Annotated in this window: 6 protein-coding genes; 1 reads left to right on the top strand and 5 read right to left on the bottom strand. The window is 72.0% G+C overall.

Annotated features, from left to right (window positions below):
• Window positions 1-181: 181 nt before the first annotated feature.
• The 5 genes from ACZ60M_RS06450 to macS all read right to left on the bottom strand — a co-directional run bounded on the left by ACZ60M_RS06450 (window position 182) and on the right by macS (window position 5,252).
• Window positions 182-652, bottom strand: a complete 471-nt coding sequence (locus tag ACZ60M_RS06450) for a hypothetical protein (protein ID WP_465415331.1) — start codon at window positions 650-652, stop codon at window positions 182-184.
• Window positions 653-784: 132 nt separating this feature from the next.
• Window positions 785-1,600 carry a DUF6999 family protein gene (locus ACZ60M_RS06445; RefSeq protein ID WP_465415329.1) on the bottom strand — a complete coding sequence of 272 codons (816 nt, stop codon included), beginning with the start codon at window positions 1,598-1,600 and terminating at the stop codon, window positions 785-787.
• On the bottom strand, window positions 1,593-3,431 hold the full coding sequence (locus ACZ60M_RS06440) for a 3-oxoacyl-[acyl-carrier-protein] synthase III C-terminal domain-containing protein (protein ID WP_465415327.1): 1,839 nt from the start codon (window positions 3,429-3,431) through the stop codon (window positions 1,593-1,595). The genes ACZ60M_RS06445 and ACZ60M_RS06440 overlap by 8 nt, the downstream gene beginning before the upstream one ends.
• A 71-nt stretch (window positions 3,432-3,502) precedes the next feature.
• Window positions 3,503-4,138 (bottom strand): response regulator, encoded by a 636-nt coding sequence (locus ACZ60M_RS06435; protein ID WP_465415325.1) that lies wholly within the window; start codon window positions 4,136-4,138, stop codon window positions 3,503-3,505.
• Window positions 4,113-5,252: a MacS family sensor histidine kinase gene (gene macS / locus ACZ60M_RS06430; protein ID WP_465415323.1), complete on the bottom strand. Its 1,140-nt coding sequence runs from the start codon at window positions 5,250-5,252 to the stop codon at window positions 4,113-4,115. Before macS ends, ACZ60M_RS06435 begins: the two co-directional genes overlap by 26 nt.
• 98 nt (window positions 5,253-5,350) lie before the next feature.
• Here macS and ACZ60M_RS06425 point away from each other — a divergent pair, with 98 nt between their 5' ends.
• Window positions 5,351-7,969, top strand: coding sequence for an Hsp70 family protein (locus ACZ60M_RS06425; protein WP_465415321.1), 2,619 nt, complete (start codon window positions 5,351-5,353; stop codon window positions 7,967-7,969).
• Window positions 7,970-8,079 lie beyond the last annotated feature (110 nt).

Below are 8,079 nucleotides of genomic sequence, written 5' to 3'. Positions count from 1 at the left end.
TCTCCCCCCCCGATTCCGCTCTTTTCCTCCAAAAAGCCCCCACCCCCCCCCCCCCCCCCCCCCCCCCCCCCCCCCGCCCTTCTCCCCCCCCCCCCCCCCCCCCCCCCGACTTCGCGATGTGTGACATGTGGCGTGTGATGTACTACCGCGCTTTCCCGAAGGACCGAGCCCGGTCCCGTGTCTAGAGCGAGGCCTTCCCGGTCCGCTGCCGCACAGGCGCGGGTTCGGGGATGTTGGCGGCCAGCGCCATCACCGACCCCGCGGTGAGCAGGAGCAGCCCGATCACGGCGGCGACTTCGCCGGTGGCGAGCGAGCCGGCCGGGAGGTCTTCGCTGATGCGCAGGTCGCTGCCGTAGAGGATCATCGCGCCCGCGAGGCCGCCGAAGGCCCAGGCGGTCCGGGTCTCGTGGGTGTGGAGCGTGAAGTACAGGGCGCACCACACGACCAGGAGCAGCATGAGCCCGAGGGACATGAGGTAGGCCCGGGTGTCGGGCCGGACGCCGTCGACACCGGAGAGGTGCCAGTAGTCGAGCGAGCCGCCTCCGGCGGTGTCGACCCAGGGCATGAACATCGAGCCGACCGTGAGCACCGAGCCGCTGAGGGCGGCGAGGCCGCCGATGCGGGAGTACGGGGTCGAGGGCGTGCGCTCCATCTTCCACCTCCGGTTGTGTTCCGCTGGTATCCCAAGCGCACCACCGCGTCCTCGGCCACGTCAACGTTCTTGACGGCTTCTTGACGCGAAAGGGACGGAACTGTCGGCAACCGGACAGAACGGCATCGAGGTTCATCTATTCGCGGCGAGTTGCACCAATCGGGCGTGCGCGTATTCGCAGACGACGGCGTGGCGGTAGACGGCGTGCGGCACGTCGGTGTTGGAGTCGGCGCGGATCGAGAGGTCGCCGTTCTGCCAGCGCAGGAACACCGGGTCGCCGGTGATGTCGGCGAGGATGGCGAGGATCGAGTCGTCGAAGCGCATGGAGTGCACGGCCCGCCGGTACTCGTCGGGGGTGAGGCAGGCGGCGAACGGCAGGTTCATGAGGCACAGGGCGGTCTGGATGTCCAGGCGCAGCAGCCGGAACCGGTGCGGTTCGGGGTCGAGCGGCGGCATGTCCAGGCCGGAGAAGTCGAGCGGCCCGGTCCGGTTCATGTCGAGCGCGGCGAGCACTTCGTAGACGTTGATGTCGTGTTCGATGACGGCGCGGTCGCCGAGCCCGGCGAGGTTCAAGGGGCGCAGGCTGACCGGTTCGATGCCGGTGGCCGTGTTTCGGACGATGAAGTTGAGCAGGTTCGTCTCGATCACGAAGTGCCGGATGAGGAGTTCGACGGCGAGCGGTGAGACGAAGCGGCGCAGGAACCAGAGGCAGAGCCGGTCCATGAGCCGGTGCGCGGTCCAGCGCACCGGCGTGAGGCGTTTGATGGCGACGATGACGAGCGCGAGCACCCGCGAGACGGGCCGCAGGACCGGGTAGATCCAGGTGCGGGTCCACTGCCGCTGGTCGTCGGTGACCATGCGGGCGACGTCGGGTTCCAGCGGCATCGCGGGGTCGGCGATCATCGACTCCCATATAGGAGGGTCGGCGAGCGGGTGCCCTTTAGACATTGTCGAGTTCTTCCAGTTGGAGCGCGTAGAGGCGGGCGACGGTCCTGGCGGTCTTGACGATCGCGTCGGCGGCCGCGGCGTCGATCCGCGGGGAGTTGAGGATCGCCTGGAGTTTCGCGAAGTGGTCGTCGTCGGCTTCGCCGTGGTAGGCGAGGAAGCTGACCTGGTCGTCGCGCAGGCCGAGCGTCTCCTTGAACCGGGCGGCCCACCCGGAGGCCTTGACGGTGCCGAGCCCTTCGATGATGAACATGGCGCCGAGGAGCCCGATCGGGTCGGGCTGGCTCGCGGTGTGGAACATGTACGCCGACAGCGCTTCGGAGCCGATGTTCTTCTCGCCCGAGCGGATGTCCTCGATGTTCCCGCCGCACGCGGCGTAGTCGCGCTCGATCATCATGAAGTCGCGGTGCTCTTCGGCGGCGTGCCCGATGGCGGCGCTGCGGAGGTCGAACATCTCGACGGAGAAGTTGGAGGCGGCGCGGGAGATCCAGCGGGCGCCGTCGGCGACCTGCTGGCGCAGGTTGAACAGGAGCCGCCGGTAGTCCTCGATGGTGGCGGTGCCCTCGCTCAGGCGTTGCATGACCGGGACCTGGTCGAGCCGCTGCCCGAACTCCTGCCAGACGGCGTCGAGCCGGTCGTGGATGCTCGCTGAACGCGGCTCGACGCGGGCCACGGCGGCCGGAGCCGGGGCCGGAACGGGCAGGGCCGCAGGCGTTTCCGCTGCAGCGTCCACGCAGGTCAGATGCGCGAACCCGAACGTGAACCGGCCCGATTCGGGCACGGCCAGCAGGACGGTCTGTCCGGGCTCGAACCGCCCGGTGCGCCAGCACTCTTCCAGCGCAATGAAGATCGAGGCGGCGCCGGTGTTCCCGCGCGTCTCGAGGTTGGAGAACCACCGGCTCGTGTCGATGTCCGCCCCGGCCGAGGCGAGCTGGTCGAAGACGATGTCGCGGAACGCGTTCGTCGAGTAGTGGCACAGCACGTGGTCGAGTTTGCCGAGGTCGATGAGACCGTCGCGGGCGAGCGTCTGGAACTCCTTCAGCCCGGCCTCGGCGAGGGCCCCGAGCGCGCTCGTGTCCTGGCGCAGCAGCATCATCCCGGCCTGCTCGGCCGCGGCGGCGCTGCCCATGTCCTGCCACGTGCGGCCGGCGACGGGGGCCGTGCCCTCGCCCATGCCGGCGCGCATGCACACCTGGTTGGCGTGGGCGAGCGAGACGGTGCGGACCCAGTCGACGCGCAGCGAGGGTCGGTCGGGGCGCGGTTGCGCCTCCACCAGCACGGCTCCGGCGCCGTCGGAGAGCATCCACCGCAGGAAGTGCGCGTCGCCGTCGCCGCCTCCGCCGTGGAACCTTGAGCCGCGCAGCCACCGGCTCGACAGTTCGCTGCCGACGACGGCCGCGCGCCGCCGGTCGCCCAGCCGCACCTTCGCGACGGCCGCGTCGAGGGCGGCCAGGCTGGAGGCGCACACTCCGGAGGCGGAGAGCACCTGCATCGGCCCGCCTCCCAAGCGGCCGTGGACCATCGACCCGAAGCCGGGCACGAGCAGGTCGCCCTGGGTGGTCGCGGTGGCGAGCATGTCGAGGTCGGCCGCGCCGAGCCCGCGTTCGTCCAGAGCCGCGTGGAGCGCGTTGGCGGCCAGCTCCTCGTTCAGCTCGGTCGTGCGGCCCTGCTCGTCGAGCGCGTAGTGGCGCTTGGCGATCCCGTTCGCGGCCAGGATGCGGCGGCGCAGGCGGTCGCCGCGCTCGTCGACCCCGCCGAGGCGCGCCGCGATCTCGTCGTTGCCGACCGGGGGACCGGGGAGGTACGCGCCGGCGGCGGTGATGTAGGCGTTCATGCCTCTATTGGACCGTGCCCGAGGCGCCCCGCGCATCGGCGCTTCTACTCATTTCCGGGGTCCGAAAGTACTCAGTCGCCATCGATGCCCTGCTCGATCGCATACCGCACGAGCTGCGCCCGGTTGTGGAGCTGGAGCTTGGTGAGGATGTGCTGCACGTGGTTCTGCACCGTGCGCTGCGACAGCACGAGCCGCTCGGCGATCTCGCGGTAGTTCAGTCCCTTGGCGACGAACCGCAGCACCTCGGTCTCGCGTTCGGAGAGCTTCGGGCGCTCCGCTTCACCGGCGTTCGCGAGCCGCCGGTATTCGCCGAGCACGAGCCCCGCCAGGCCCGGCGTGAACACCGCGTCCCCGGCCGCGACCCGTTCGACGGCGTCGGCGAGCTCGGCCGCCGACGCCGATTTGACGAGGTACCCGCGCGCCCCGGCCTTCATCGCCTCGAGCACGTGGGCGGATTCGCCGCTCGCCGAGAGGATGAGCACCGCCGTCGGGCAGTCCTCGCCGAGTCCTCGCAGCACTTCGACACCGGAGAGGTCCGGCAGCTGCAGGTCGAGGATGGCCACGTCGGGCCGCAGCCCCCGGATCGCGGTCAGCGCCGCTTTGCCCTCTCCGCATACGGCGAGCACGCGGTGCCCGGCCCCGGTGAGGTCGCGGGCGATCGCCTCCCGCCAGATCGGGTGGTCATCGACCACGATGAGCGTTGCCATCGGCGTCCCCTTCCGTCCTCGGACGCGGCACCCGCATCTCGATCTCCGTACCCGCCCCGGGCCCCGAAACGATGTAGACCGTGCCGCCGAGTTCCCGCACCCGGCCCTCGATCGACTGCGCCACACCGAGACGGCCCTCGGCGGCGGCCTCGGCGAGCCGGCCCGGCGCGATCCCGGGCCCGTCGTCGCGCACGCTCACCGCCACCGAATCGCCGTCGTCCTCCAGCAGCAGCCACACCCGCGTCCCGGGCGGGCAGTGCTCCCGCACATTGTCGACCGCGCTCGCCACGGCCGCCGCGACCTCCCGCGCCGTCGCCGCGGGCAGCCGCACCGGCGTCGCCGGGGCTGCCACCGTGACCGCCTCGCCCGCGTGCCGCCCCACGAGTTCCCGCAGGTCGCGCCGCCCGTCGAGCGGATGCTGGTACGCCTCTGAGGAGATGAGCGCCCGCAGCGCCTCCTCCTGGCGCCCCGCGAGCCTCCCGAGCTCGGCAGCTTCGCCGCCGATCTCGTTGCCGCGCCGCTGGACCAGCGCCAGGACCTGCAGGACCGAGTCGTGGATGTCGCGGGCCAGCCGCTCGCGCTCCTTCGCGGCGGCGGTCCGCTCGACCGCCCGCCGGGTCCGCTCCTCGGCCTCCACGCCGAGCCGCACCAGGTGGCCCACGGTGAAACCGGTGAGCACCAGCAGCGCCGCCTCGTTCACGGTGTTGTCGCTGATGCCGCCCCGGAACACCATGCCGAACACGCTGATCACGCCGCCCGCGACGGCCCCGCTGCGCCTGCCCCACGCCGCACCCCACGCGAGCACCACCCCGGCCATCCACGGCCCCAACGAGATCGGCACCGCCCGCCCGTCCACCGCCAGCGCCCAAGCCGACACCGCGACGGCCACCGCCGTGACCGCGAGGTCGGCGTAGACCACCTGGTCCTCGTACCCCTTGCGGGTGTACCGGTAGCTCACGGCGGCCGTCCAGCCCACGAGCGCGGCCACCAGCAGCGCCGCCGCCACCGGTTGCCTCAGATGTTCGAACGCCAAGGCGCCCAGCAGCACCGGATAGCCCAGAGCGGCGAACCGGAACACCGCGATCGCCCGCCGCAACTGCGTCTGCAAACCCACCCGCGCATTCTCCCAGGCGCCCGCTAAGCACACGGGTCCACGCGGGACGGGAGTTCCCTACACATCAGGCGGTGGACCCAGGTCACTACAGTTGCGGCATGTCCTTCTCCAGCCCCCGCCCGGCCTCGATCAGCGTCGACTTCGGCACCTCGCACACCGTGGCGACCATCCGCCGCGCCGACGGCCGGGTCCACCAGCAGCTGTTCGACGGCTCCCCGCAGCTGCCCTCCGCGGTGTTCATGAACGACGAGGGCGGACCGGTCGTCGGCGCCGACGCCGTCCACTCCGGCCGCCGCAAGCCCGACCGGTACGAACCGAACCCCAAGCGCCGCATCGACGACGCCCAGATCCTCCTCGGCGACGCCGAGATCCCCGTCACCAGCGTCATCGCCGCCGTCCTCTCCCGGGTCGCGCGCGAATGCGAGCAGACCCTCGGCTCGCTCGGCCCCGTCACGGTGACCGTCCCCGCCGCGTGGGGCCCGACCCGCCGCCACGTCGTCGCCGACGCCGCCACCGCCGCCGGACTCGGCACAGTGGACCTCGTGGCCGAACCGGTCGCCGCTGCCAGCTACTTCGTCGAGACCCTCGGCGCGCACGTCCCGCCCGGCAGCGGCGTCGTCGTCTACGACCTCGGCGGCGGCACCTTCGACGCGACGGTCCTGCGCCGCGCCACCAACGGCTTCGACGTCCTCGCGGTGGACGGCGCGGACGACCTCGGCGGCCTCGACTTCGACCAGGCCCTCGCCGAGCACGTCGCCAAGACCATCCGGCCCGACGACGAACGCTGGACTCGGCTCACCAGCCCGACCGAGCCCGCCGACCTGCGCCACCGCACCGCGTTCATGGACGAGGTCCGCAGCGCCAAGGAACGCCTCTCGCGCAGCGCCTCGACCGAGCTCACCATCCCGCTCCTCGACATCGACGCCCACCTCACCCGCGAAGAGCTCGAACAGGTCTGCACGCCCCTGGTCGAGCGCACCCTCCGCGTCACCCAAGGGGTCATCCGCGAATCGGGCCTCGCCAAAGAGCAGATCGCCGCGCTGTTCCTCGTCGGCGCCGCGAGCCGGATGCCGCTCGTCGCCACCCTGCTGCACCGCGAGATCGGCATCGCCCCGTCCGCGATCGAGCAGCCCGAACTGGCCGTCTCCGAAGGCGGCCTGGTCGCCCAGCACACCGTGAACACCCCGATCTCGGTCCCGAGCCCGGCCCTGCCGCCGCAGACCACCGCCCCGGCCGCCGCCCCGATCCCGAGTCCGGTGGCCCCCATGCCGAGTCCGGTCCCCGCACCGACCGGTCAGACGATGCGGCTCCCGCAGCCCTCTGCTCCGAACACCGCTGCTCCGAACACCGCTGCCCCGAACACCGCTGCCCCGAACACCTCCGCTCCGAACACCTCCGCTCCGAGCCCCGCGGCGCTGCAGCCCGCTCCCCAGCCGACGCCGCAGTCCATGCCCGGCAGCCCGCCCTACCCGCTCACCCAGCCGGTGATGGCCGCACCCCAGGGCCCGCCGACCGGGCCGTACCCGACCGGTCCCGTTGCGCCCCAGCAGGGCCCGTGGATCAAGTCCAAACAGGGCGTCGCCGTCCTCGCCTCCGTCGCGGGCGTGCTCGTCCTCGCCGTCGGCGCGCTGGCTGCGTTCCAGTTCCTCCCGAAGGACGAGCAGGACCCAGACTCGGCGCTGGAGAACACGCAGTCTGAGACCACCGAGTCCGACGAGGCGTCCACCGGCGACGACGCCGACAGCGACGACGGCTCGGCGTCCACAGGAGACGACGGCGGGCTCGTGCCGCTGGCCGATGCGGTCCAGGGCGACCAGGTCGCCGAGATGGCCTCCCCGCACGTCGGCGCGGTCACGCAGGTGGAGGTCGCCCAGCTCGACGGCGCGAACGTCGTGCTCACCGGCGGCGAGGACGCGATCGTCCGCATCTGGGACCCCGCCGACGGCTCGCTCATCGACGAGTACCGGGGCCACGACGGGCCGATCACGAGCCTCGGCACGGTCACCGAGTCCGGCGGCCGCGTCGCGGTCTTCTCCAGCGACGGCATGACCGACGACACCTGGTACCTCGACGACCCGGCCACGCCTGTCGCCGACCGCGAGTCGCAGTACGACACGATCTACTGGTACGGCCTGTGGGACGGCACGCCCGCCTACGCCACCGACTACGAGGTGAAGCAGCTGTTCACCGGGAACGCCATCACCGACATCTCCACCTCTTACGGGTACGGCCTGCAGTTCGCGGAGGTCGGCGGCACGCTGCTCGCCGTCACGCACTACGAGAACCGCGTCGTCGTGACCGACCTCGCCAGCGGCGATGCCGTCGGCGGCACGTTCGACCAGCTCGCCTACGACATCATGGCGCTCGCGGCGGGCCAGGCGGCCGGGAAGAGCCTCGCGGTCACCGTCACCGGTGAAGGCGCCATCCAGGCGTGGGACCTCGGCACCGCCGAGGCGTACGGCACCCCGGCCCAGGAGCTCTACCAGACCGTCACCGGGCTGCGCGTGATCGAGGCCGACGGCAAGGCCCTCGTGCTCGCCTCCGGCGACCAGGGGCTGAGCCTGTTCGACCTCGAATCCGGGGCGCAGGTCGGCGAGAGCTTCGCCGCGCACACCGGCGACGAGGCGCTCACGGGCGCCGAGGTGACCGAGATCGACGGCCGCCAGGTCGTCGTCACCGGCACCGCGACCGGCGAAGTCGAGGTCTGGAGCCTCTGAGGCATAGTGGAGCAGGCGCGGGCCCACGGGTCCGCGCCTGCGCTCTGTGCCGCAGCACCGCGGACCGGCTCCCCGGAAGCGGGGCGGCCGCCCGAGTCTGTTGCAATAGA

It is taken from the genome of Glycomyces sp. NPDC050141 (genome assembly GCF_055586545.1).
This window is presented reverse-complemented; position numbering and strand designations above follow the sequence as displayed.

Excerpts from the sequence above, each read along its gene's own strand:
- ACZ60M_RS06425 (WP_465415321.1), top strand. The coding sequence starts at position 5,351 with ATGTCCTTCTCCAGCCCCCGCCCGGCCTCGATCAGCGTCGACTTCGGC.
- ACZ60M_RS06435 (WP_465415325.1), bottom strand. The coding sequence starts at position 4,138 with ATGGCAACGCTCATCGTGGTCGATGACCACCCGATCTGGCGGGAGGCG.
- ACZ60M_RS06445 (WP_465415329.1), bottom strand. The coding sequence starts at position 1,600 with ATGTCTAAAGGGCACCCGCTCGCCGACCCTCCTATATGGGAGTCGATG.
- ACZ60M_RS06450 (WP_465415331.1), bottom strand. The coding sequence starts at position 652 with ATGGAGCGCACGCCCTCGACCCCGTACTCCCGCATCGGCGGCCTCGCC.
- ACZ60M_RS06440 (WP_465415327.1), bottom strand. The coding sequence starts at position 3,431 with ATGAACGCCTACATCACCGCCGCCGGCGCGTACCTCCCCGGTCCCCCG.